Source organism: Bosea vestrisii (genome assembly GCF_030144325.1).
Lineage (GTDB): Bacteria > Pseudomonadota > Alphaproteobacteria > Rhizobiales > Beijerinckiaceae > Allobosea > Allobosea vestrisii_A.
Map to the genome: position 1 here is coordinate 3,971,631 of NZ_CP126307.1, position 24,247 is coordinate 3,995,877.

General features: G+C 66.2%; 23 protein-coding genes. 5 read left to right on the top strand and 18 right to left on the bottom strand.

The window, feature by feature from the left end:
* Nucleotides 1-21: 21 nt before the first annotated feature.
* On the bottom strand, nucleotides 22-1,215 hold the full coding sequence (locus QO058_RS19590) for an O-succinylhomoserine sulfhydrylase (protein ID WP_284167937.1): 1,194 nt from the start codon (nucleotides 1,213-1,215) through the stop codon (nucleotides 22-24).
* Nucleotides 1,216-1,547: 332 nt separating this feature from the next.
* Between QO058_RS19590 and QO058_RS19595 the strand changes: the two genes are divergently transcribed.
* Entirely contained in the window at nucleotides 1,548-2,513 is a 966-nt protein-coding gene (locus QO058_RS19595; RefSeq protein ID WP_284167938.1) for an alpha/beta hydrolase, read from the top strand.
* 53 nt (nucleotides 2,514-2,566) lie between these two features.
* On the opposite strand, the gene QO058_RS19600 is transcribed toward QO058_RS19595, so the two are convergent.
* Genes QO058_RS19600 through QO058_RS19610 form a run of 3 tightly spaced genes read right to left on the bottom strand, consistent with a single transcriptional unit; the run spans nucleotide 2,567 to nucleotide 5,071 of the window.
* Nucleotides 2,567-3,343 carry an ABC transporter ATP-binding protein gene (locus QO058_RS19600; RefSeq protein WP_284167939.1) on the bottom strand — a complete coding sequence of 259 codons (777 nt, stop codon included), beginning with the start codon at nucleotides 3,341-3,343 and terminating at the stop codon, nucleotides 2,567-2,569.
* A complete protein-coding gene (locus QO058_RS19605; RefSeq protein WP_284167940.1) occupies nucleotides 3,319-4,071 on the bottom strand; it encodes an ABC transporter permease in 753 nt (250 codons plus the stop codon). The genes QO058_RS19600 and QO058_RS19605 overlap by 25 nt, the downstream gene beginning before the upstream one ends.
* 13 nt (nucleotides 4,072-4,084) lie before the next feature.
* Nucleotides 4,085-5,071 carry an ABC transporter substrate-binding protein gene (locus QO058_RS19610; RefSeq protein ID WP_284172953.1) on the bottom strand — a complete coding sequence of 329 codons (987 nt, stop codon included), beginning with the start codon at nucleotides 5,069-5,071 and terminating at the stop codon, nucleotides 4,085-4,087.
* A 204-nt stretch (nucleotides 5,072-5,275) separates the two neighbouring features.
* Here QO058_RS19610 and QO058_RS19615 point away from each other — a divergent pair, with 204 nt between their 5' ends.
* The 3 genes from QO058_RS19615 to QO058_RS19625 all read left to right on the top strand — a co-directional run bounded on the left by QO058_RS19615 (nucleotide 5,276) and on the right by QO058_RS19625 (nucleotide 7,674).
* The gene (locus QO058_RS19615; protein WP_284167941.1) at nucleotides 5,276-5,746 is read left to right on the top strand and encodes an Lrp/AsnC family transcriptional regulator; all 471 of its coding nucleotides are present in this window, start codon (nucleotides 5,276-5,278) and stop codon (nucleotides 5,744-5,746) included.
* Between the two features lie 287 nt (nucleotides 5,747-6,033).
* Complete coding sequence (locus QO058_RS19620) at nucleotides 6,034-6,720, top strand: fumarylacetoacetate hydrolase family protein (protein WP_284167942.1); 687 nt, start codon at nucleotides 6,034-6,036, stop codon at nucleotides 6,718-6,720.
* A gap of 24 nt (nucleotides 6,721-6,744) precedes the next feature.
* Complete coding sequence (locus tag QO058_RS19625) at nucleotides 6,745-7,674, top strand: dihydrodipicolinate synthase family protein (protein WP_284167943.1); 930 nt, start codon at nucleotides 6,745-6,747, stop codon at nucleotides 7,672-7,674.
* Between the two features lie 437 nt (nucleotides 7,675-8,111).
* On the opposite strand, the gene QO058_RS19630 is transcribed toward QO058_RS19625, so the two are convergent.
* From QO058_RS19630 to QO058_RS19660, 7 genes are all read right to left on the bottom strand, one after another.
* The gene (locus QO058_RS19630; protein WP_284167944.1) at nucleotides 8,112-8,879 is read right to left on the bottom strand and encodes an invasion associated locus B family protein; all 768 of its coding nucleotides are present in this window, start codon (nucleotides 8,877-8,879) and stop codon (nucleotides 8,112-8,114) included.
* Between the two features lie 181 nt (nucleotides 8,880-9,060).
* On the bottom strand, nucleotides 9,061-9,933 hold the full coding sequence (locus QO058_RS19635; RefSeq protein WP_284167945.1) for an alpha/beta hydrolase family protein: 873 nt from the start codon (nucleotides 9,931-9,933) through the stop codon (nucleotides 9,061-9,063).
* The gene (locus tag QO058_RS19640; protein WP_284167946.1) at nucleotides 9,930-10,937 is read right to left on the bottom strand and encodes an ABC transporter ATP-binding protein; all 1,008 of its coding nucleotides are present in this window, start codon (nucleotides 10,935-10,937) and stop codon (nucleotides 9,930-9,932) included. Before QO058_RS19640 ends, QO058_RS19635 begins: the two co-directional genes overlap by 4 nt.
* Nucleotides 10,934-11,917 (bottom strand): ABC transporter ATP-binding protein, encoded by a 984-nt coding sequence (locus tag QO058_RS19645; RefSeq protein ID WP_284167947.1) that lies wholly within the window; start codon nucleotides 11,915-11,917, stop codon nucleotides 10,934-10,936. Before QO058_RS19645 ends, QO058_RS19640 begins: the two co-directional genes overlap by 4 nt.
* Nucleotides 11,914-12,822, bottom strand: coding sequence for an ABC transporter permease (locus tag QO058_RS19650; protein ID WP_284167948.1), 909 nt, complete (start codon nucleotides 12,820-12,822; stop codon nucleotides 11,914-11,916). Before QO058_RS19650 ends, QO058_RS19645 begins: the two co-directional genes overlap by 4 nt.
* The gene (locus tag QO058_RS19655; protein WP_284167949.1) at nucleotides 12,819-13,796 is read right to left on the bottom strand and encodes an ABC transporter permease; all 978 of its coding nucleotides are present in this window, start codon (nucleotides 13,794-13,796) and stop codon (nucleotides 12,819-12,821) included. Before QO058_RS19655 ends, QO058_RS19650 begins: the two co-directional genes overlap by 4 nt.
* Nucleotides 13,797-13,826: 30 nt before the next feature.
* A complete protein-coding gene (locus tag QO058_RS19660; RefSeq protein ID WP_284167950.1) occupies nucleotides 13,827-15,437 on the bottom strand; it encodes an ABC transporter substrate-binding protein in 1,611 nt (536 codons plus the stop codon).
* A gap of 97 nt (nucleotides 15,438-15,534) precedes the next feature.
* On the opposite strand from QO058_RS19660, the gene QO058_RS19665 reads away from it, so the two are divergent.
* Nucleotides 15,535-16,407, top strand: a complete 873-nt coding sequence (locus QO058_RS19665; protein ID WP_284167951.1) for a MurR/RpiR family transcriptional regulator — start codon at nucleotides 15,535-15,537, stop codon at nucleotides 16,405-16,407.
* 3 nt (nucleotides 16,408-16,410) lie between these two features.
* Here the strand turns inward: QO058_RS19665 and QO058_RS19670 are convergent, their stop codons facing one another.
* The 7 genes from QO058_RS19670 to QO058_RS19700 form a co-directional block, all read right to left on the bottom strand.
* The gene (locus tag QO058_RS19670) at nucleotides 16,411-17,445 is read right to left on the bottom strand and encodes a Gfo/Idh/MocA family protein (protein WP_284167952.1); all 1,035 of its coding nucleotides are present in this window, start codon (nucleotides 17,443-17,445) and stop codon (nucleotides 16,411-16,413) included.
* A 7-nt stretch (nucleotides 17,446-17,452) separates the two neighbouring features.
* Complete coding sequence (aroQ, locus tag QO058_RS19675; protein WP_284167953.1) at nucleotides 17,453-17,902, bottom strand: type II 3-dehydroquinate dehydratase; 450 nt, start codon at nucleotides 17,900-17,902, stop codon at nucleotides 17,453-17,455.
* A gap of 75 nt (nucleotides 17,903-17,977) precedes the next feature.
* Nucleotides 17,978-18,940, bottom strand: coding sequence for a succinylglutamate desuccinylase/aspartoacylase family protein (locus QO058_RS19680; protein ID WP_284167954.1), 963 nt, complete (start codon nucleotides 18,938-18,940; stop codon nucleotides 17,978-17,980).
* 28 nt (nucleotides 18,941-18,968) lie between these two features.
* Complete coding sequence (locus QO058_RS19685; protein WP_284167955.1) at nucleotides 18,969-19,790, bottom strand: ABC transporter permease; 822 nt, start codon at nucleotides 19,788-19,790, stop codon at nucleotides 18,969-18,971.
* A gap of 9 nt (nucleotides 19,791-19,799) precedes the next feature.
* A complete protein-coding gene (locus QO058_RS19690; RefSeq protein ID WP_284167956.1) occupies nucleotides 19,800-20,735 on the bottom strand; it encodes an ABC transporter permease in 936 nt (311 codons plus the stop codon).
* A gap of 97 nt (nucleotides 20,736-20,832) precedes the next feature.
* Nucleotides 20,833-22,422: an ABC transporter substrate-binding protein gene (locus tag QO058_RS19695; RefSeq protein ID WP_284172954.1), complete on the bottom strand. Its 1,590-nt coding sequence runs from the start codon at nucleotides 22,420-22,422 to the stop codon at nucleotides 20,833-20,835.
* Nucleotides 22,423-22,554: 132 nt separating this feature from the next.
* Nucleotides 22,555-24,180 carry an amidohydrolase gene (locus QO058_RS19700; RefSeq protein WP_284167957.1) on the bottom strand — a complete coding sequence of 542 codons (1,626 nt, stop codon included), beginning with the start codon at nucleotides 24,178-24,180 and terminating at the stop codon, nucleotides 22,555-22,557.
* Between the last annotated feature and the right edge of the window lie 67 nt (nucleotides 24,181-24,247).

Consider the following 24,247-nt stretch of genomic DNA (forward strand, 5'->3'; position numbering starts at 1 on the left):
CGGTCGCGGTTCTGGTTCAGATCAGGCCGCCAGCGCCTGCTGGAGATCGGCGATCAGGTCGTCGGCGTGCTCCAGGCCGATCGAGAGGCGGATCAGCCCGTCGCTGACGCCCATGCTGGCGCGAACCTCCGGCGTGAAGCGCTGATGCGTCGTCGTCGCCGGATGCACGATCAGGCTCTTGGCGTCGCCGAGATTGTTGGAGATCCGGATCAGCTGGAGCTTGTTGAGGAAGCGGAAGGCGGCGTCCTTGCCGCCTGCGACCTCGAAGGCGATCAGCGTCGACGGGCCGCTCATCTGCCTGGCGATGATCTCGGCCTGCGGATGGTCGGGATCGCCGATGAAGGCGACATGCGGCAGTTCCTTGCGGCCCTTGAGCCATTTTGCCACCACAGTCGCGCTCTCCGCTTGGCGGCGGACGCGCAGGGGTAGCGTCTCCAGCGCCTTCAGCATCACCCAGGCATTGAACGGCGACATGGCCGGCCCGGTTTGGCGCAGGAAAGTCTGGATCTCGCCCTCGATCAGCTCCTTCGAGCCGAGCACGAGGCCGCCGAGGCAGCGTCCCTGGCCATCGATATGCTTGGTGGCGGAATAAGCGACAAGGTCGGCGCCCAGTTCGAGCGGACGCTGGAACAGCGGTGTCGCGAAGACATTGTCGACGATCAGCTTGGCGCCGGCATCCTTGGCGATCGCGGCGACGGCGGCGATGTCGATCACCTCCAGAGTTGGATTGGCCGGGCTTTCCAGGAAGAAGGCCTTGGTGTTCGGCCGGATGGCGGCGCGCCAGGCGGAAAGGTCTGTGCCGTCGACCAGTGTCGACTCAACGCCGTAGCGTGGCAGATGGTCCTCGACGATGTAGCGACAGGAACCGAACAGGGCACGCGCCGCGACGACATGGTCGCCGGCCCGAACCAGGCTCGACAGCGCCGCGGTGACGGCAGCCATGCCGGTCGCTGTCGCACGGCAGGCTTCGGCGCCCTCGAAAGCAGCCATGCGCTGCTCCAGCATGGTCACGCTCGGATTGGAGAAGCGGGCGTACTGAAAGCCCGGATCCTTGTTGAGGAAGCGCGCCTCGCACTGCTCGGCGCTGTCATAGACATGGCCCTGCGTCAGGAATAACGCTTCCGACGTCTCGCCGAACTGCGAGCGCAGCGTGCCGGCATGGACGAGCCGGGTTTCGGGGTGGAGCGCTGCTGTATCTGCCGCTTCGATTGCCATGATCTGCCGCCTATTTCGTTCTATATAACGGACAAGGGGAATATCACCGTCGATTACGTTCGTAAAGGCGAACGAATTTTCCTTTGGGGAACGGAGGGCAGCAGGCGCGCAGGGGCTCGCGCTCGGCCGCCTATCCGTCCACGCGGTGACAGCATCGGAACTACGGGAGCTGTCGAAGGTTCGGTCACCAGCGACGAAACCGAGGACTGACTATGAAACCCCTTCCCAGCTTGTTGAAAACCCTTTCCGTGTCTGCGTTCCTGGCCACGAGCGCCATGATTCCCGTACACGCGCAGACTGCGCCGGCACCCTCGCCGGCAGTTCAGCCGACGGTGTCCAAACCCGACGCCGACATGGCCGAGGTACTTGCTGCGCTTGCCTCACTGGAGCCTAAGCCGATCGAAAGCCTGGAGCCGGGCGAGGCACGCAAGCAGCCGACACCGACCGACGCGGTGATGAAGCTCATCAAGGACAAGAAGCTCGACGTGAAGCCGCACGCGGGGTTGAAGGTCTCGAACCAGCGCCTTGCCGATATGGGAAATCTGCGCCTGCGCTGGTACGTCCCCGAGACCGCGACGAAAGAGTCGAACCTTCCGATCATCGTCTACTTCCGCGGCGGCGGCTGGGTGATCGCCGATCTCGATGTCTACGATGCCACACCGTCGGCGCTGGCAAAGAAGACCGGCGCCGCCGTCGTTTCGGTCGACTATCCGCTGGCGCCGGAGAACAAGTTCCCGGCAGCGCATGACGAGGCGGTCGAGGCCTATAAGTACGTGCTGAAGAACGCACAGGGCTGGGGCTATAATCCCGGCAAGATCGCGCTGGTCGGCGAGAGCGCCGGCGGCAATCTCGCGATCGCGACCGCCATCGCCGCCCGCGACCGGGGACTGGCCAAGCCTGTCGCGATCATCTCGGTCTATCCGGTCGCGACGACCAGCCTCGAGACCCCGTCGAAGAAGGAGCAGGCCAATGCCAAGCCGCTCAACACCCCGATGCTGGCCTGGTTCGTGAAGCATGTAGTCAGCGGCGATGCCGACAGGCAGAATCCGCGACTGCACCTCGTTGCGGCTGATTTGAAGGGCCTGCCGCCGACGACCGTGATCAATGCCGAGATCGATCCGCTGAAGTCTGACGGCGACATGATCGTCGCCAAGCTCAAGGAAGCGGGCGTCGAGACCACCCATCAGCTCTATGCCGGGGTGACGCACGAGTTCTTCGGCATGGATGCCGTGGTCGCCAAGGCCAAGGAAGCCCAGGACTTCGCCGTCGCCCAGATCAAGAAGGGCTTCGGCGGGTAATCCGCGCCGACAGGCAACGCCCTCATCGGCCTCCCGCATCGGGAGGCCGTTTTTTAGATAGCCGCGCCGTCGGCAACGATGTCCGCGCCGAGGTCGACGCGCACCGCCCGCACGATCTCGGCTTCCGTCTCGGCTCCGCGTCGGCGCGGATGCGGAGCGGAAATCCGATGTTCGGCGATGATGCGGCCCGGTGCGCCCGAGAGCACCACGACCCGGTCGGCGAGATAGGCGGCCTCGTCGATGTCGTGGGTGACGAACAGCACGGTCTTGCCCGTGCGCTGCCAGACCCGGATCAGTTCATCCTGCAGGGTCTCGCGCGTCAGGGCGTCGAGCGCCGAGAACGGCTCGTCCATCAACAGGATCTCGGGCTCGACCGCGAGCGCCCGCGCCAGCGAGACGCGCTGGCGCTGACCACCGGAGAGCTGGTGCGGCCAGCGCTGGGCCAAGGGCCCGAGGCCGACGAGATCGAGCGTCTCCTGCGCCTTGGCGAAGCGTTCGGCCCTGGGTTTCTGGCCTTCGAGGCCGAAGCCGACATTGGCGATCACCTTGCGCCAGGGCAGCAGCCGCGAATCCTGGAAGACCAGCGCGACCGGTCGCCTCGTATTGTCCTTGGCGTTGATCACGACGTCGCCGCCGCTCGGGCGAGCGAGGCCGGCGATGACGCGCAGCAGGGTGGACTTGCCGACGCCCGACGGGCCGACAATGGCGAGGAACTCGCCGCGCGTGACCTTGAGGTCGAGCTTGCGCAACACCTCGGTCGCTTCGCCGTCGCGGGTGAAGGTGAGCGACAGCTCCTTGATGTCGATCACGCTTTCCAACGCAGCACCCATCCCTGGAAGGCGACGAACAGCGTGTCGAGCAAGCCGTAGAGCGCCGCCATGGTCAGCATGTAGATCACCACGAGATCGGTCGCGAGCAGGCTGGAGGCCTGCATCATGCGCTGGCCGACGCCGGCGACGCCGAAGATCTCGGCCGCGACCACCGCCATCCAGGCCTGGCCAAGCGCGGTGCGTACGCCGACGAGGATGCCGGGCATCGCCGCCGGCAGCAGGATCTTGGTGAGGCGCTGGAGCGGCGAGCGGAAGCCGAAGGCGTGGGCGACCTCGATCAGGTCGCGGTCGACGCCGCGGATCGCGCCCTGTGCTGCGAAGAAGACGATCCAGAACACGCCGATCGCGATGATGAACACCGCTGCCTGCGGGTTGACGCCGAACCAGATGATCGCGAACGGCACCCAGGCGAGGCCGGGAATCGGACGCAGCAGCCGGACAACCCAGGCCGTCGTCTCCTCGGCGATCCTCGACATGCCGGTCAGCACGCCGAGCGCGATGCCGAGGCCCGCGCCGGTGAAGAGGCCGATGAAGTAGTGGCCGAGCGAGCCCATGATGGCCGTGAGCCAGGCGCCGGACTTCACTTCGCGCAGGAACGCGTTCGGCAGGGCGCTCGGCCCCGGCAGGAAGGCCGGATTGACCAGGCCGAAATAAGGAATCGCCTCCCACAGCAAGAGGAAGGCGACGAGGCCCGTCAGGGCGAGGGCCGGAGCCCGCAGTGAACGCAAGTCTGTAGCCCCGTTAGCCCTTGATCGCGCGCTCGTAATACTGCGTCTCGAACAGGCCGTCGAACGGAAGTTCCTTTTCCAGCGAGCCGAGCTTGACCTGATAGGCCTGCATGGCGCGCGCCGGCTCGATGATCTTGCGCGGGTCGATCTCGAACCTCGTCGCCGGCGAGACCAGCGCCTTCTCGATCAGGGCTGGGTCGACGATGCCCTTGCCGAGCGCGGCGCCGACATGGGGCGCGGCCTTGGCGGGCGTCTTGACCAGCACCTCGGCGGCCTTGACCAGGCCGGACACCAGCCCCTGCACGGCGGCGGCGTTCTTGGTGGCGAAGGCGCCGGAGACGGCGACGACCGTACCGGGCTGGCCTGGGAAGACGTCCTCACCGCCGGCGATGAGCTTGATGCCGGGATTGCGGGTCTGGATGATGGTCAGTGCCGGCTCGCGCACGATCGCGCCCTCGACGGCGCCGGCGAGCACCGCCTGCTGCGTCGCGTCGATGCCCATCGGCACCACCTCGATATCGGCCTTGTCGGCCTTGGCAACCTCCCAGAGCCAGTATTGCAGCACCGTATTGGGCACCGAGCCGGCCGGCTGGGTGGCGAGGCGCGCCGGCTTGCCGGTTGCGGCCTTGTGCGCCTTGAAGGCGGCTGCGGCGCTCGTTCCTGCCGTGAAGAACTTCGCCAGGGCCGGGGCGGCGACGAAGACGTTCTCGCCGGTCGCGGTCGAGGCGACGACGCGGATGTCGACGCCGCGCGAGCGGGCGACGGCGAGCGGGGCGACGCCGGCGACATAAAGGTCGATCGTGCCCGAGGCGAGCGCCTGGATCATGTTCGGGCCGGATTCGAACACCGTGAACGTCGGCGTGATGCCGGCCTGCTTCAGCCAGCCCTCGCCATTGGCGACGAAGATCGGCGCCGTGCCGATAACTGGGATGTAGCCGATGCGGGCGGGGACGGCCTCCTGAGCGCGGGCCGCAGTGAAGGGCGCGGCGGCCAAGGGCATCGCGGCGGCGAGCGAAGAGCCGGCGAGCAGGAACTGGCGGCGATCCATAATCGTATTTCCCCAGATGGCGCGTGATATCTAGCCTATTGACGTTTGATAAAAGGATTTTCTATCTAAATACAAGCTGAGCCCTTCAAAAAGAAGAAAATTCTCCATTGCCTAACTCTGGCAAAAGGAATTTTCTCCATCATTATGGATCGAGAGATGGACGCCATTGATCGCAAGATTCTGACTGTGTTGCAGGCAGACTCCAATATCTCGATCGCGGAGCTCGCCGATCGGGTCGGGTTGTCGCAGACACCCTGCTGGAAGCGCATCCAGCGCCTCGAGCAGACCGGTGTGATCATCAAGCGCGTCGCGTTGGTGGCGCCCGAGAAGATCGGGCTGGGGCTCACCGTCTTCGTCCAGATCGAGACGGCCGATCATTCCGGCCCCTGGCTGGAGAAGTTCGCCCAGAGCGTCGCAGCGATGCCGGAGGTGATCGAATTCTATCGGATGGCCGGCGACGTCGATTACATGCTGCGCGTCGTGGTCGCCGACATGGCCGCCTACGACACCTTCTACAAGAAGCTGATCGAGACGATTCCGCTCAAGAACGTCACCTCGCGCTTTGCCATGGAACGGATCAAGGCGACCACCGCCTACAAGGTGCCGGACCTGCCGAAGGCGCTGTGATCGACGAATAGGGCGCGGGGAACCCCTCTCCTGGAAGGAGAGGGGCAGGGGTGAGGCGTTCGGACTTGAAGCGTTAGCCGGAAGCCGACCGGGCGGTGAGCGCTCGTGAAGCTGGTCGAGCCGCTTACACCTCACCCTACCCTCTCCTTAGAGGAGAGGGATCCCGCGCTTCTATTGTCGCCGCCGCAGATGACCGCAACGCAGCCCCACCAAGCGGCGTAAGACCCTTGCCGAAGCAGCCTAGCTCCCGCATGAACGCTCCCGTATTTCTCGAACGGGGCGCCGCCATGTCCAGCTATGTCATCGATCCGCCGAAGGTTGCCGTCATCCCGGTGGTCGGGGGCGGGCTCTTCCCGGTGCGCCGCATCTTCTGCGTCGGCCGCAACTACGCCGAGCACACCCGCGAGATGGGCGGCGATCCCGATCGCGAGGAGCCGTTCTTCTTCACCAAGCCATCCGACGCCGTGCTGACCGGCGGCGCCGACATGCCTTATCCGCCCAAGACCGCCGACCTGCATCACGAGATGGAGCTCGTCGTCGCGATCGGGAAGGGCGGCAAGGACATCGCCGAAGCCGACGCGCTCTCCCATGTCTTCGGCTATGCCGCCGGCTTCGACATGACCCGCCGCGACCTGCAGGGCGCCGCCAAGAAGGCTGGCAAACCCTGGGATATGGGCAAGGGCTTCGATGCCTCGGCGCCGATCGGCGAGATCGTTCCGGCTGCCAAGGCCGGCCATCCCGACAAGGGGCTGATCGAGCTCAAGGTCAACGACGCAGTGCGCCAGAGCTCCGATCTCGCCAAGATGATCTGGAACGTGCCGGAAACGATCGCGTATCTCTCCAATTTCGTCACGCTGGCGCCCGGCGACCTGATCATGACCGGCACGCCGGAGGGCGTCGCCGCCGTCGTCAAGGGCGATCTGCTCGAAGGCATGATCGCGGGTGTCGGCATTGTCCGCACCAGGATCGTCTGATCCGGCTGGCTTAAGGAAACTAACATGCGTCTGACCACCGAAGCCTCCGGCGTCTTCCCGATCGCGCCGACCCCGTTCAATCCGGACGGCAGCGTCGACTGGAATTCGGCCGACCGGCTCTTCGAGTTCTATCACGGCATCGGCTCGGACGGCGTCACCGTGCTCGGCATCATGGGCGAGGCGCCCAAGCTCGAGCCGGAGGAATCGCTCGGCCTGGTCAAGCGCGCCGTGGCCAAGATGGGCGGCAAGCCGATCATCGTCGGCGTTTCGGCGCCGGGCTTTGCGGCGATGCGCTCGCTGGCGCGGCAGGTCATGGAATTGGGCGCCGGCGGCGTGATGATCGCCCCGCCGACGAACCTGCGCACCGACGACCAGATCACGGGTTACTACGCGCAGGCCGTCGAGGCGATCGGTACCGACATCCCCTTCGTCATCCAGGACTATCCGCTGACGCTCTCGGTGGTGATGACGCCGGCCGTGATCCGCAAGATCATCCAGGACAACCCGTCCTGCGTGATGCTGAAGCACGAGGATTGGCCGGGCCTCGAGAAGATCTCGACGCTGCGCAAGTTCGAGGCCGAGGGCTCCCTGCGCCGGGTCGCGATCCTGACCGGCAATGGCGGGCTCTTCCTCGATTTCGAGATGGAGCGCGGCGCCGACGGCGCCAACACCGGCTATGCCTTCCCGGAGCTGCTGATCGACGTGGTCAAGGCGAGCAAGGCCGGCCGCCGCGACGACGCGCATGACATCTTCGACGCGCACCTGCCGCTGCTGCGCTATGAGCAGCAGCAGGGCGTCGGCCTCGCCGTGCGCAAATACGTGATGATGAAGCGTGGCATCCTGGCGAGCGACGCCCAGCGCAAGCCGGGGCCGGGCCTCACCGCCGCGGCCAAGGCCGAGGTCGACTACCTGCTCGGCCGCCTGGCGAAGCACGATCCTCGCGCGAAGCTCTGAGACGCCGGCAACTGATCGATCAGCGAGATTGAGAGGCCGCCCGTTCGGAACGAGCCTTGTGAAGGCTATGGACGCGTGCCTCCAAGCCATGCAACCCTGAGCTGCGGCTTGGGGGATTTGATATGCGTCTTGCTCTTCTGCTCGGCGGTGCCGCGCTGATCGCTTTGGGTTCGTCTGGACCTGCATCGGCGCAAGGCGTCAATTCGGAATGCCGTGGAATGAGGGATCAGCGCTCCTGCAACTGCGCACTGAGCAATGGCGGGCGGGTCATTGATGATCCCGGTCGCCCTGGTCGCAAGGTCTGGCGATCGGCCCGGGTTGGCACGGCCGCGCACATGGCGTTCATGAACTGCACCAATGGCTCGGGGCGGTAGTCGCACCGCGCTCTAGCATGATCATAAGCCGTCGCGGCGTAGGGCGCCGCGACGATTTGCTCGTCAATTCGCCAGCTGCACCAGCCGGTCGAGTGCCGGGCCGAAGCCGTTCAGCGCGATGTTGAACGAGACGATCTCGTTGTTCGACAGGTTGAGCGCGGCTGCGGTCAGCGTCTTGCCGCCCTTCATCGCGTTGGTCGCGACGGTCGGGAACGAGATCGGCAGCAGGCAGCCCGAGGGCGTGCAGGTCGAGAAGCGCAGGCCCTGGCCGAGATCCCTCTCGTCGAGCTTGAGCACGGCGCCGTTCTCGAGCTTGAGCCAAAACGGCATCAGGATCGTGCCCTCGGCGCGGCCATCCTTCGGTGCGCGCAGCTCGATCGCAAAGACGCGCTGATTGGTGCGGCTGTCGCCTTGCGACTGGGTCAGCACGCAGAGCTTCTGGCCATCATTGATGCGGCAGTCGACGGTCCAGTCGCCATAGACCTCGTTCACCGCCGAAGCGCCGTTCGGCAGTTGCGAGCCTGGGGCGGCGGGCTGGCTCACGGTCGGTGCGGCGGCCGGCGCCTGCGCTGTGGCGGGACGTGTGGGCGGGCTGGCGGGACGCGCAGGTGGGTTGGTTGCCGCCGGGCGAGCCGCAGGGGCAGGTCGTGCCGCAGGAGGAGCCGGGCGGGTGGCCGGAGCCCGCGGCGTCGGCTCAGCCTGCGGCTCGGTCTCCTCGACCTGTTCGGTCGCTGGCGGCTCGCGCTGGGCGAGCGCGGGAGAGGTCAGCAATGCGAGGGCGAGGCCACCGGCGAGGACCCCGGCGGAGAAAGGCGTGCTGGAGCGGATCATGATATCGAGTTTCGGTGGAAGCTGAAGCATCGGCCAGCTTGAGCCGGCCGATGCTTTGTTTCTTACCGAAAAGCCCGAAAGTGTCTACCGGATTTGCTTGCCAGGAGTGTGGTATGCACTGCGCAGTCTCAGTTTTATACTATAGTAAATGTAAACTACGAACAGTCTTCAGCTCGGTGGCTCAGGCGACGGCAGTCGCCTCCGGCTTCAGCTCCTCGACCGACGGGATGCGGCCTTCGTACCACCAGGCCGCTGCGGCGCGCGACATCGCGGCTCCGTCATGGCCGATGCCCGGCACGGTGATCAGCGACCAGTTGCAGGGCAGGCCCCGCTTGGCCGCTTCGGCCTTGGCGAAGTCGAGCATGAAATGGGCGCGGGCATAGCGCATCGGTCCCTGCGCCAGCGCCTCTGCTTGCGCCGGCAAGTTCGGATCGCTGGTGACGATGTCCTGGTCGCCGGCGAAGATCACCATCGGCCAGGCCAGCCAGCGCGCTAGTTCCGTCTCACCGAGCCCGAGTCCATCGAGCCCTTCCGGGAAGCGCCGTTCCAGCGTCGGCAGCGTGTACCAGCCGGAATTGGCGGCAAAGGCGGTCTCGAACGGCGTGTGCTCTTGCGTTGCCAGCAGACGGTGGACGAATTGGCCTCCTGCGGAATGGCCGAACAGTTTGACCTTGTCGCGCTTGATGACGCCGGCCTTGCGCAGCGCCGCCAGCACGCGGGCCGGCACGGCGTAGAGCCAGCCGTCCTGCGGGGCGATTGCGCCGTCCTCACTGAGGAGCAGGCCGTTATTGTAACCCTCCGCCTGCGGAAAATGTTCGTTGCCGAAGGTTGGCGCGACGATCAGCAGGTTGTGCGTCTCGGCGGCGTCGATCCAGAAGTCGCGGTAGTCGTCACCATTGCGCAGCATGCCGTGCTGGACGAAGACGACCTCGTCGTCCGGGCGGTGCCGCGCCGGCCGGTAGAAGTTGACCTCGAGCGGGCGCTGCGGATGGCGAGCGTCGACGAAAGGCAGGGCGCTTCGGCCCTGCGGCGGATCGAGAACGAGTGTGGTCATGCGGCCTTCGCGATGCTGTGCAGGTGGCAGGCGGCGCTGCGGCCGGGTGCGACTTCCGTGAGCTCCGGGCGGACCTCGCGGCAGACCGCCATGGCGTGCTCGCAGCGCGGGTGGAAGGGGCAGCCAGGCGGCGGGGCCAGCGGCGAAGGCAACTCGCCCTTGAGCGGCTGGAAGCTGCTTTTGCGCCGCTCTGCCGAGGGGATCGCCTTGATCAGCGCGGCGCTATAGGGATGCGCCGGCTCGGCGAAGATCGCGGTCGCGCTGCCGATCTCGACGATGCGGCCGAGATACATGATCGCGACGCGGTCGCTGATATGGCGGACCAGGCCGAGATCATGGCTGACGAAAAGATAGGTCAGCCCGTGTCGCGCGCGGATATCCATGAACAGGTTGATCACCTGCGCCTGGATCGAGACGTCGAGCGCCGAGACCGGCTCGTCGCAGACCAGGAAATCGGGCTTCACCGCGAGCGCGCGGGCGATGCCGATGCGCTGGCGCTGGCCGCCGGAGAACTGGTGTGGGTAGCGCTCGCGATAGGCGAGATCGAGCCCGACCTCGGTCAGCGCCCGGTCGACCGCGCCGTCGAGCTCCGCCTTCGGCACGAGCTTGTGGACCGCAAGCGCCTCGCCGACGATGCGGCTGACCCGCATGCGCGGATCGAGTGAGGCGTAAGGGTCCTGGAAGATCATCTGCACCTTGAGCAGATAATCGAGCCGCTCCTTGCCCTTCAGGGCCGCGGCCGAGCGGCCCTTGTAGAAGACCTCGCCCTCGGTCGGCGGCAGGATGCCGGTGGCGATGCGCGCCAGCGTCGATTTTCCGCAGCCGGATTCGCCGACGAGGCCGAGCACCTCACCCTTCCTGACGCTGAGATCGACGCCATCGACCGCCTTCAGGGTCGAAGGTGGCGCATGCCGGCCGACGGCCGTCAGGATGCGCTCGGCGAGATTGGCCTTGCCGCGGAAGTATTTGCGGACGCCGCGCAGTTCGAACAGGGGCTCGCTCATGCCGCCACCCGGTCCGGCACGGGGTTGTGACAGCGCAGGGTGCGGCCGTCATGCGGCAGCGGCTGCGGATCGCTGTCGGCACAGACCGGCAAAGCTCGCTCACAGCGCGGCCGGAACGGGCAGCCTGAAGGGCGCGAGTCGATGCGCGGGGCGACACCGTCGATCTGATGCAGGCGCTCGCCGACTTCGACCATCGTCGCCGAGGAGTTGAGCAGGCCGAGCGTATAGGGGTGGCGCGGCCGGTCGAGCACGGTCTCGACCTCGCCGATCTCGACGATACGGCCGGCATACATAACCGCCACCCGGTCGGCGAGCTCGGCGACCACGGCGAGGTCGTGGGTGATCCAGATCACGGCGGCGCCGGTCTCGCGCGAGAGCTTCTGCACCTCATAGAGGATCTGCGCCTGGATGGTGACGTCGAGCGCCGTGGTCGGCTCGTCGGCGATGATCAGGTCGGGGTCGTTGAGGAGCGCGGTCGCGATCGCGACGCGCTGGCGCATGCCGCCGGAGAATTCGTGCGGGAACTGTTTCAACCGCGTCTCAGGCGAGGAGATGCCGACCCGCGCCAGCGCCTTCGCCGCCTTGGCGAGCGCTTCCTGCCGGCTGCAGTCGCGATGCTCGAGGATCGCCTCGCTCATCTGCTCGCCGATGCTGAGCACCGGATTCAGCGTCATCAGCGGATCCTGGAAGATCATCGCGATGCGGTCGCCGCGCAATTGGCGCAGGCGTTCCTCGGAAGCGGCGCGCAGGTCGATGCCGTCGAACAGGATCTCGCCGGCAACGACCTCGCCCGGCGGGTCGATCAGTTGCACCAGCGAGAAGCCGGTCACCGATTTGCCCGAGCCGGACTCGCCGACAAGGCCGAGCACCTCGCCCTTGGCGACGCTGAAATCGACGCCGTCGACCGCCGGCCAGGCGCCGTCCTGCGCATGGAACACGGTCTTGAGGCCGCGTACGGAAAGGAGAGGGGCTTGGCTCATGCGCGCACGTTGAAGCTGCGGCGCAGGCGGTCGCCGACGAGGTTGAGCGACATGATCAGGAGCACCAGCGCGATGCCGGGGAAAACGGCGATCCAGTATTCGCCGGAGAGCAGGAACTCGAAGCCGTTGGCGATCAAAAGGCCGAGCGAGGGCTGCGTCACCGGCACGCCGACACCGAGGAAGGAGAGCGTCGCTTCCAGCGTGATCGCCGAGGCGATGCTGATCGAGGCGACGACGAGCACGGCGCCGACAGAGTTCGGCAGGAGATGCGCCAGCATGATGTGCCGCGTCGGCAGGCCGAAATTCACGGCCGCCTCGATATATTCCTTGCGCCGCTCGACCAACGCCGCCGCCCGCATCAGGCGAGCATACTGTGCCCACTGCACCAGCACGATGGCGAGGATGACCTTGTCGACGCCGCGCCCGATCGAGGCGAGCAGGACCAGCGCGACCAGGATCGAGGGGAAGCCGAGCATGAAGTCGACGATGCGCATCAGCACGGCATCGACCACGCCGCCGAACTGCGCCGCGGCGAGCCCGGCCATGATGCCGATGGTGAGCGCCCCAACCGTGGAGGCAAGCCCGACGAGCAGGCTGGTACGCAGGCCATAGAGGATGGCGCTGAGCATATCGCGGCCCTGTGCGTCGCTGCCGAGCCAGTAGCTGAAGCCGGCCATGCCCTGTTCGCCGGGCGCCAACCGGTTGTCCATCACGCTGAGAGAGGCGAGGTCATGCGGGTTCTGCGGCGCGATCACCGGCGCGAGCAAGGCGAGCAGCACCATGATCCCCAGCAGGATCACGGCGCCGCGCGTCGTCGGGCGGTTGCGCAGGCGGCGCAGCACCTTCTCACGCAAGGGCGTATCGGCCTGCGCGGGGCCGGCGAGGCGGGGAGCGTCGAGACTCATGCCTGCTCTCCGGCGAGCTTCACCCGCGGGTCGAGCGCGGCATAGAGCACGTCGACCAGGAAGTTGACGGTGACGAAGAGCAGCGTCGCCAAGAGGACATAGGCGACGACCACCGGGCGATCGAGCTGGTAGACCGAGTCGATCAGCAGCTTGCCCATGCCCGGCCAGGCGAAGACGGTCTCGGTGATGGTCGAGAAGGCGACAAGGCTGCCGAATTCGACGCCGACCACGGTGACGACCGGGATCAGGATGTTGCGCAGCACATGCCGGTTGACGATGCGCTTGGGCCGGACGCCCTTGGCCCGGGCGTATTTCACATAGTCCTGCGTCATCGTCTCGGCGGTGCCGGCGGCGACCAGGCGCACGATCAGCGCGAGGTTCGGAATCGCGAGGTTGAGCGCCGGCAAGGCGATGTGATGCAGCCCGTCCAAGGTCAGCAGGCTAGTCTGGACGCCGAGGAGTGAGACCGTCTCGCCGCGCCCGGCCGTCGGCAACCAGCCGAGCAGCACGGCAAAGAGCAGGATCAGCATCATGCCCTTCCAGAAACTCGGCAGCGAGAAGCCGAGCACGGTTCCGGCCATGACGATGCGGGCGCGCCGGCTGTCCGGATTCAAGCCCACCATCAGCCCGAGCGGGATGCCGGCGGCGAGCGCCAGCGTCATTGCCAGCAGGACGAGCTCGAAGGTTGCCGGCAAGCGCGCCAGGATCAGCTGGAGCGCCGGCACGCCATGCACGAAGGAGCGGCCGAGATCGCCCTTCAACGCATTGGCCATGAAGGTCAGGTATTGCTGCCAGACCGGCAGGTCGAGCCCCAGGCGGCGGATCAGCGCCTCGCGCTCGGCCGCACTGGCCGAGGGCGAGACCAGGAGCTCGATCGGGTCGCCGATGCCGTAGACGGCGAAGAAGACCACGACCGAGACCGCGAGCAGCACGAGCACGCTCTGGATCAGCCGCTGCAGGACATAGGCGGTCATGCATCGAACCTCGAAGGGGTGATCGCCGGCTTACTTCGCCGGCTTCACCGACATGGCGAGCATGAACTGGTCGGCGCGGCCGGCGACGGCGAGCTCCGACTTGAAGGCCCAGATGCCGCTTTCGAAGTGGAGAGGGATGAAGGCGCCATCGTCGAGGACGAGCTTCATCGCCTGCTGCAGCAATTCGGCGCGCTTCTTGTCGTCGAGCGTCGAGACCGCGGCGCGGATCACCTTGTCGAACTCATCGTTCTTGTAGCCGCCATAGTTCGAGCCGCCGAGGGTCTTGGCCTCGTTCGGGGTCGGCGGCCACTGGCGCAGGAAGGAGGCGGCTTCGCCGGTCGCCGAACCCCAGCCGCCGATCGCGACGCTGAACTCCTTCTTGGCGCGGCGCGGGAAGTAGATCGCCCGCGTCATCGCGTCGACCTCGGCCTTGATGCCGATCTGGGTCAGATACTGCGCGACCGCCTGGGTGATCTGGCTGTCGTTGATGTAGCGGTCATTGGTCGAGGACAGCGTCAGCTGGAAACCATTGGGATAGCCGGCCTCGGCCAGCAGCTTCTTCGCTGCGGCGGGATCATAGGCGAGCTTGGGCGGGTTCGGCAGCGTGCCGAACATGCCGGTCGGCAGGTACTGGTAGGCCGACTCGGCGGCGCCATCCATGATGCGCTTGACGATCGCCTCGCGGTCGATGGCGAGCGACATCGCCTTGCGCACGCGCGCATCCTTCAGCGGATTCTTGCCGTCGGGCGTCTTGACGAAGGGGCTCTCATCGCGGGCGACATCGAGCTGGAAATAGATCACCCGGGTCGAGGGCGTGATGACATGGCCGAAGCGCTTGTCGCCCTTGATGCGGCCGAGATCGCGCGCGGCCGGGTTCTCGATCACGTCGTAATCGCCGGCAAGCAGGCCGGCGAGGCGCGGGCCCGCATTGGTCACCGGCAGGAAGCGCACGCTCGCCCAGGGCTGCTGCCCACCCCAATGGTCGGGGTTGCGCTCGAGCTCGATCGACGAGCCCCGCACATAGGACTTCAGCTTGTACGGCCCGGTGCCGATGGCCATCGAGCCGTCATTGAAGTTGTTGACCGCCGGCCAGGGACCGGTGACGCCGCAGTTCTTGGCGATATCGTAGCTGATGGTGTCGTGCTGCACGATCGAGGCGGAGAGGATCGGCAGGCCCGACAGCAGCGTCGGCAGCAGCGGCTCCGGCTCCTTGGTCTCGATGATCAAGGTGTTGGCGTCGGGCGTCTCGACCTTGGCGAAATTGCCGGTGATGTCGGCGAAGGAATCGGAGACCTTGGTCTCATTCTTCAGCGTGCGGCAGAAGGTGAAGACCACGTCCTGCGCCCCGAAGGTCTGGCCGTTGGTGAACTTGACGCCCTGGCGCAGCTTGAAGGTCCAGCGGTTCTTGCCGTCATTCTCCCAGGAGGTGGCGAGGCCCGGCTGCAGTGCCTGCTTCTCGTCCTGCCGCACGAGATTGTCGAAGATGTGCTGGGCGAGCGCGTTGTTGGGGGTGAGGTCGTGATAATGCGGGTCGACCGCGGTCGGCTCGGAGGCGAGCGCGATGCGCAGGCTCTGCGCCATGGCCGGCGCGCTCAGCATGCTGGCGCCGAGCAGAATGGTGATGAGCACACGCTGACGCATCAGTCCGTCTCCGTTCCCGTAGCTGGTCGTTTTGACAGCTTTATTTTCACGCGGTAGCAAACATGAAAATGATCCGACGTCAATCTGTGGGAGAGCCATGTCACGCGCCCTGAAGCCGACGACGGACCTCGCCAACCGCATCGCCCAGGTCTACCCGTCGCTGAGCGAGGGGCATCGCAAGGTGGCGGACTTCGTGCTGCAGAGCCCGCTCGATTCCGCGACCGTGACGATCGAAGGGCTGGCCGAAAAGAGCGGCACGTCGACCGCGACCGTGACCCGCTTCGTCCGGGCGCTGGGCTACCGCAATTATGGCGATTTCCGCGCGGCGCTGTCGACGGCGCTGAAGGTCGCGATGGGACCGGTGGAGGGCCTCGCCGACGCCCGCGCCGCGGCCGGTTCGGTCTTCGCGACCATGACGACGACGCTGAAGGGCGAGGCCGCCAATCTCGACGAGGCGATCGCGACTCTGGAGGAGGAGACGGTCAACCGCGCCATCACCCTGCTTTTGAAGGCGCGCCGCATCTTCATCGTCGGCTCGGGCGCGAGCCATTACGTCGGCGCCTTCCTCGAGGATGGGCTCGCGCTCTATCTCGACGCCGATGTCGTCTTCGCCTCCTCGCGCGGCGGGCCGGAGCGCGCCGTCCGCCACATGCTCTCGACGGGACCGAAGGACGTCGTCATCGCGATCTCGCTGCCGCGCTATTCGCGCGCCACGCTGGAGCTCGCCAGGTTCACCAAGAAGCGCGGCGCCATCCTGATCGCGCTGACCGACGGGCCGTCATCGCCGCTGGTTCCGCTGGCCGACATGACCTTGTACGCCCCGGCCCGCAACAGCTTCCTGCCCAACTCGCCGACCGCCGCCTTCGCTGTGGCCGACGCTTTGATCACCACGCTGGCGCGTGAGCGCCCCGATGCGGTCGAGGCGCTGAAGGGCTTGAGCGAAAGCCTGCTCTGGACCTTCCACTACTAGCTATCAGCCGAGCTCGACCATGGCGCCGGTTTCGGCAGAGCGCTGCACGGCTGCGATCACCTTCAGCGTGTTCAGGCCTTCGCGTCCCGAAGCGATCGGTGTCACGCCCTTGCGGATGACGTCGCAGAAATGCCTGATCTGGACCCGGAGCGGGTCTTCCTGCACGACAGGAACCCGCTCGCGTACCAGCGGCTCCCACCAACTGCGCTTAACCGGGTTGGACCAGATTTCGAGCTGCGGGATGGTCAACGAGCCGTGCGTGCCGCCGATCTGGTAGCAGGACTGGTCCTGTTGCGGGTAGACCGGGTTCTCGCCCGTCGTCATCTCCCAGCTCCACGGCGCCACGATCGAGTCGGACACCGTGACCGTGCCGAGCACGCCATTGGCGAAGCGCAGGAGGATGGCGGCGGTCTCCTCGACCGCATGGCTGCGCACGGCGTTGGAGGCGTGCGCCTGCACCGAGACGACCTCGCCGCAGAGATAGCGGAACAGGTCGACATCGTGGATCAGGTTGAGCAGGATCGGCCCTGCGCCCTTCTCGCGCCGCCAGTCGGCTTCGAAGTAATCATCGGGCTTCATCAGCCAGAAGTGCCCGCTCAGCGCCAGCACACGGCCGAGTCGGCCGGAATCGACGATCTCCTTGGCCTTGCGGATCATCGGGTTGTAGCGCCGGTGATGGCCGGTGAGCAGTGGCACGCCGGCCTTCTCTGCCGCCGCGACCAGGCGCTCACCCTCGGCGAGGTCATCGGCCAGCGGCTTCTCGACGATGGCCGGGATGCCGGCCTCGACCGCCTCCAGCCCGTTGCGGACATGGAGCTGGTTCGGCGTCGCGATGATCACGCCGTCGGGCTGATCGGCCGCCAGCATCTCGGCGAAGGACGGAAACCAGGGTGCGCCCAGCGCTGCCGCGACCGCACGTCCCGCCGTTGTCGGATCGACCACCGCCGACAGCACGGCGCGCGACTCGGCCGCGACATGCTCGGCATGGCGCCGGCCGATCAGCCCGGCGCCGATGACGGCAAGCTTTACCGGAGTCATGGGCGGTTCAGGCCTTCTTCTCGTCGGCGAGCTTGGCGACCCGGCGCAGCGAGAGCAGATAGCCCTGCGTGCCGAAGCCGGCGATGACGCCGTCGGCGCGCAGTGAGACATAGGAATGGTGCCGGAAGCTCTCGCGCTTGTGCACATTCGAGATGTGGCACTCGATCACCGTGCCGTCAAAGGCGTTGAGCGCGTCGAGGATCGCGACCGAGGTGTGGGTGAAGGCGCCGGGGTTGATGACGATGCCGACCGCCTGCTCGCGGGCTTCATGGATCCAGTCGATGATCTCGTATTCGCGGTTCGACTGGTGGAAGCGGATCTCGAGGTCGAGCTCCTTGCCCAGTGCCCGGCAGGCATCCTCGACATCGGCCAGGGTTTCCGAGCCGTAGATATGCGGCTGGCGCTTGCCGAGCAGGTTCAGGTTCGGGCCGTTGAGGACGTAGACGAGGCGGGACATGGAAAGCTCCTGAGATCGCGGCGGCATGTTGCCGCTATCGAGCCGCGGCGCAAGATCGAGTTCCGGGGCCGAAGCTCAGCCGCCGATGCGTCGGCTGCTGGCGACGCCAAAATGGCAGATCGCCTCGCCGAGCTTGGGCGCGGTATTCGGGAAGATGATGTAGCCGTCGCGCGATGCCGTCACCCTGGAGCCGTCGGCACGATGGGCGAGGGCGGCGCCGGCCTTGACTGCGTCCCCGGTGCGCCAGCCCGTCTCGGCGCGGTCGCCTTCCGCCTCGCAGAGCAGGACCTCGACCATCTCGATCACGTCGCTGAGCGCTGCGGGTGGGAGGGCAGCGTCGACCATTTGCAATTGCGCCAGCGTGTTGCGGATCGCGGCATGGCCGATATCGGCGGCCTTCGGATCGTCATGCGTGCCGCATTCCAGCGTCACTGCATAACCGCCGCAGAAGCGCATGAACTCGGTCGTGCCATAGCCCTCGGTCACATTGAGCTTCGGCACCGGCAGGCGCGCGCGGATGTCGAGCAGCCGGGCGTAATTGTCGAGCCAGCCATGGATCGCGGTCGCGACGCCGAGGCATGAGGCGAGCGCCATTTCCTCTTCGGCCCTGGCGAAGGGTTCGAGCGCGCCACGATTATTGCCGGGTCCGAAGAAGACGAAGGGCTCGCCCTCCTGCCGGAAGGAGTGGATGTCGAGCAGCACATCGTGCTGGCGCAGCAGCGCGCAGACAGGGTTGCCGATCCGGTCCTCGTAGTCGCCTGCGAGCGGGCGCTCGCGCAGGTCGCGGTTGAAGTTGCGATCACCCTCGCGCGTCTTCTGGCGGAAGGCCTTGGGGTTGGTGACGGGCAGGAAGGTGACCTCGCCGCGCAGGATCTTGATCCGCCCCGCCCGGCAATCCTCGATGGCGCGCCTGATCGCGGCCGGCCCGCAGGGCTCGTTGCCATGGACGGCGCCGGTGACGATCAGTTTTGGGCCGGGTTTCAGGCCGATGAAGCTGATGGTTTCGAGCGGGCCGTCGTCGAGGTCGGTGGTGGTCACGGGATAGGCTCTCGTCGGAAGGGGGAGTTCAGGCCTTGCGGGTCTGCGAGTGCGGATCGAGGATGTCGCGCAGGCCGTCGCCGAGCAGGTTGAGGCCAAGCACGGTCAGGAAAATGGCGAGACCCGGGAAGATCGAGATCCAGGGCGCGGTCGAGATCTGGTCGCGCGCATCCGACAGCATCGAGCCCCAGCTCGGGAAGGGCGGGCGGATGCCGAGGCCGAGGAAGGAGAGCGAGGCTTCGGCCAGCACCGCGCCGCCCATGCCGAGCGTGCCGATCACAATGATCGGGCCGGCGATGTTCGGCAGGATCTGCGTGAACATGATCCGGAAGGTGCCGTAGCCCAGCGAACGGGCGGCCTCGACATAGCCGAGCGACTTGACCGACAGGGTCGCTGCCCGCGTCAGGCGGCAGGTGAAGGACCAGTTGGTCAGGCCGAGCGCGATCAGCAGGCTGGTGAGGCCCGGCTGCAGGATCGCCATGATCGCCAATGCGAAGATCAGCGAGGGGATGGCGAGCATCATGTTGGTGAGGCCGTTGACGAAATCGTCCCACCAGCCGCCCCAGTAGCCGGCGGAGAGGCCGAGCGCGACGCCGATCAGCGTGTTGATCAATTGCGAGACGATCCCGATCGTCAGCGAGATGCGCGCGCCATGCAGCACACGGCTGTAGATGTCCCGGCCCTGCGCATCGGTGCCGAACCAGAATTCGGATCCCGGTGGGACCTCGGCGTTCATTAGGTTGGCGTCCATGACCGGGTCGGTATGGGCGAGCCAGGGCGCGAAGACGCCGCCTGCCACGACGAGCGCAAAGCAGGTGGCGCCGATCCAGAGGTTGGCACGGAACTTCATCGGAGCGGCCTAGCTGTACTTGATGCGCGGATCGACGACGGCGCAGAGCACGTCGACGGCGATGTTCACGACGAGAAAGAAGAGCACGATCGTCAGGATGCAGCCCTGCACCGCCGGGATGTCGCGCCAGGTGACGCTGTCGACCAGGAGGGAGCCGAGTCCCGGCCAGGCGAAGAGCTTCTCGACGACGACCGCCTGGCCGAGGACCGAGCCGAACTGCAGGCCGAGCGTGGTCAGGACGATGACCAGTGCGTTGCGGGCGACGTGCCAGCGCATCACCCGGTAGGCGCTGGCGCCCTTGGCGCGGGCGGTGCGGACGAAGTCGGCGTGCAGGATCTCGAGCACGGCGGCGCGGGAGGTGCGGGCGAGTAGGGCTAATGGCGAGACGCCGAGCGCGATCGCCGGCAGCACGATGTAGCGCGGATCGCCATCGCCATAGCCGAAGCTCGGGAACCAGTTCAGCGTCAGCGCGAAGAAGTACATCAGGAGCAGGCCGAGCCAGAACATCGGTAGCGACAGGCCCGAGACAGCGAAGACCATCGAGAACATGTCGACCCAGCTTCCCGGCTTCAGCGCAGCCAGGAAACCGAGCGGCACGCCGATGACGATGGCGAAGAACATCGCCGCGAGCGCAAGCTGGAGGCTCGGCCAGAGCCGCTCGCCGATCAGGTTGGTGACCGGTTGGCGAGTGCGGAAGGAATCGCCGAGATCGAAGGTCGCGAGCCCGCCGACATATTTTGCGAAGCGCAGCGGCAGCGGGTCGTTGAGGCCGAACTGCTCGTTCATGCGGGCAATGGTCGCGGCGTCGATATTGCTGCGCCCGTCGGCCATCTGGCTGGTGGCGAAATTGCCGGGGATGACGCTGAACAGCACGAAGATCAGCGCCGCGACCGCCAGCAGGATCGGAATGGCCTGCAGCAGCCGGCGAAAGACGTAAGGCAACATGACAGAAGGCTCCTGAGGCCGCTAGCGCGGGTCGTGACCGACGGGCGGAGGCGGGCAAGCCCCCGCCGTCATGTGACGGCGGGGGCTCAGGATGAGTTTACTTCGCCGCCGGCGAGGTGGTGTCGACCCAGAGGTCCTCGTAGCGCTGCAGCGCGAGCTCGGTCGAGTTCGGCTGAAGCCCGTGCAGCCAGGGCTGATAGGCCAGCACCGCCTTGTTGTAGTTGAAGAACCAGACCGGCGCTTCCTCCTGCAGCAGGGCATTGGCCTTCTTCAGGAGGTCGAGCTGCTTGGCCGGATCGGCTTCGTTCGAGGCGTCGTCGATCAGCTTGTCGTAGCCCGCGTTCTTGAAGGTGGTGTAGTTGCAGGACGAGCGCGGCGTCGAGGAGTGGAAGCACTTCAGCGCCGTCAGCGTGTCCGGGCCTGAGGTGTTCGACCAGATATAGGCCTGGAAGTCACCGCCTACGACGACGCCGCCGAGCGCCGAAGTCTCGACCGGCTTGACCTTCACCTTGATGCCGACCTTGGCGAGCATCGGGATCGTCGCCTCGACGATCGGAACGCCCCAGCTCTCGTTCGGGGTCGCGACCCATTCGAACTCGAAGCCATCGGGATAGCCGGCCTCGACCAGGAGCTTCTTGGCCTTCTCCGGATCGAAGGCGTAGGGCTTGGCGTCCTTGTCGAAGGCCGGCGAGGACAGCGGCAGCCAGCTCGCGGCGCGATAGGCCTTGTCGCGGACGAGACGCTTGATGATCAGCTCGCTGTCGATGGCGTAGTTGATCGCCTGGCGCACCCGCTTGTCGGAGAAGGGCTTGAAGGTCGGGTTCATGCCCATATTGCGGGTGAAGACCTCGGCGACCTCCAGAATGCCCTTCGACAGGTTAGGATCGGCCTTATAGGCGACGTACTGGGTCGAGCCCAGGATCGAGACGTCGACCTCCTTGTTGCGGAAGGCGACGTCGCGCGCCGCCGCCTCGCCCATCGGCGAGATCACGAGCTTGTCGGCATAGGGCTTGCCGGCCAGATAATATTTCTCCCAGCGCTCGAAGACCATGCGCGATCCCGGCACGTGTTCGACGAATTTGAAGGGCCCAAGGCCGATCGGCTTGTCGAAGAAGCCGGCGGCTTGCGCTTCCTTGGCCGGCAGGATCGCGGTCTGCGCCTGGAACAGGAAGTAGCCGGGATCGGCCTTGTCGGTCAGCGTCATCGAGAAGGTGGAATCGTCGATCTTCTTCAGGCCGGAGATTTCCTTGGCCTGGCCCTTCTGGACTTCGGTCGCGCCGACGATACGGGCGACATAGCGCGCGCCGGGATAGTTCTTCGAACCATCCATGATCCTTGTGTAAGACCAGATGACGTCGTCGGCCGTCAGTTTGCGGCCGTTGTGGAAGAGCGCCTCATCGCGCAGCTTGTAGGTGTAGGTCTTGCCGTCGGCCGAGACTTCGACGCTCTTGGCGATGTCGAGCACCGGCTTGCTGTTCTTCGCGTCCCATTTGTAGAGCATGCCGTGCAGCGCATAGCCGTAGATCTCGTCCTGAATCTGGTTCGAGACATGGCTGTCATTGCTGACGAAGGACGCGCCGTAGGGCGCGGTGAAGCGGATCGTGCCGCCGCGGCGCGGCTCCTGGGCCTGCGCCTGCAGGGTGAACGCCGCGAATGTCAGCGCGGTCGTGAAGGCAAGCTTTTTCAACACGTTGAAACCTCCCAATTTGTTGGTGAACTCTTTTGAGGTCGGCGCCGTTGGCCGGCGCCGATATTCGTTCCATCTGAGACCTTAGCGGGCTTTTCCGCCCTGTCTTCTTGTTTCGATTGTGCAGCGCGTTCAGGCACCCGAACGCTCGTAGACAACCTTGCCGCCGCGAATGGTGAGGTCGCAGCGGGTATCCCTGAGGATATGTTCCGGCGCGGCCGAGAGCAGATCGCGCGAGAACACGGCGACGTCGGCGAGGAAGCCGGGCACGAGCTTGCCCTTCACAGTTTCCTGCTTCTGCGAGAAGGCGCCGTATTCGGTGTAGGCCTGCAGGGCTTCCTCGATCGAGACGCGCTGACGCTCATCCATCACCGTGCCGCGCCAGGTCTGGCGCGTCAGCATGGTGTGGAAGTTCGGGAACGGGTCGGGATCGCAGACCGGCGCGTCGCTGCCGGTCGCCGGCTTCAGGCCAAGGTCGAACCAGGTCCGGAACGGGTAGCTCGGCAGCGCCCGCTCGTCGCCGAGCACCTTGATATAGGCGTCGCCGAAATCGTGGATGAAGACCTGTTGCGGGCAGGGGTAGATGCCGGCCTTGACCATGCGCTCGTGCTGCTGCGGCGTCGAGAAGCCGCAATGCTCGATGCGGTGGCGCCGGTCGGGATCGGGATGGGCCGCCAGCGCCTTCTCATAGGCGGTGATCAATTGCTCGATCGCCGCATCGCCGATGGCATGGCAGGCGAGCTGGTAGCCCTTGGCATGGGCATCCAGCACCTGGCGCTCCAGATCTTCGTCCGAGAGCATCTGGACGCCGGTGGTCTTGTCCTCGCCGCGATAGGGCTCGCTCATCCAGGCGGTGCGTCCGCCGGCCGAGCCGTCCAAGAAGATCTTGACCGCCCCGATCATCAGCATCTCGTCGCCGGTGCCGGAGATCAGCCCCGCATCATGGCATTGCGGCACGATCGAGCGACCCTCGTCGCCAAGCAGGGCAAGCCAGGTGCGCACAGGCAAACGGCCATCGCGCTTGGCCTTGTGGTAGGCCGCGATCTCGTTGAAGCCGGTGACCATCCCGACCGCTGCGTCCATGCAGCTGGTGATCCCGAGCGATAGCAGATATTGCCCGCCGCGCTCGATCGCAGCGAGGAGCTGCTCCTCGCTCGGTGCCGGAATCGCGGCCTTGACCGGGGCGCGGGCATTCTCCGCCAGCATGCCGGTGAGACGGCCGTTCTGCTGCTCGATCAACCCGCCCGGCGGCGTCGGCGAAGTCTCGTCGATGCCACCGAGCGCCAGCGCCTTCGAATTGCAGATCGAGATGTGGCCGCAGGTCCGGACCAGCATCACCGGATTGTTCGGGGAGGCGCGGTCGAGTTCCTCGCGGAAGGGATGGCGGCCGGTGTCGAGTTTGGTCTGGTCGTAGCCGCGCGCCAGCACCCACTCGCCGGGCTTCGACTTCGCCGCACGGGCCGCGATCTGGCCGAGCAGTGCCTCCAGCGTCGGCGCCGCGGCGGGCCGGGCATCGACCCAGTCCATGGTCAGGCCAACCGAGATCAGGTGCAGATGGGAATCGTTCAGTCCCGGCGTCGCCAGCCGGCCGGCGAGGTCGATGACGCGGGTCGACGGGCCGACCAGTTCGGCGATCTCCGCCTCCTTGCCGGTGGCGAGCACCTTGTCGCCCCAGAGCGCCAGCGCCTCGACCACGCCCTCCTCACGGCCACACCAGATCGGCCCGCCACGCAGCACGATATCGGCCTTGACGCTCATACCGCTGTCTCCGTCGTCCTCGCCATCGAGGCGTCCTCCAGTCTTGTCGCCGCCGGCGCCTTTTTTG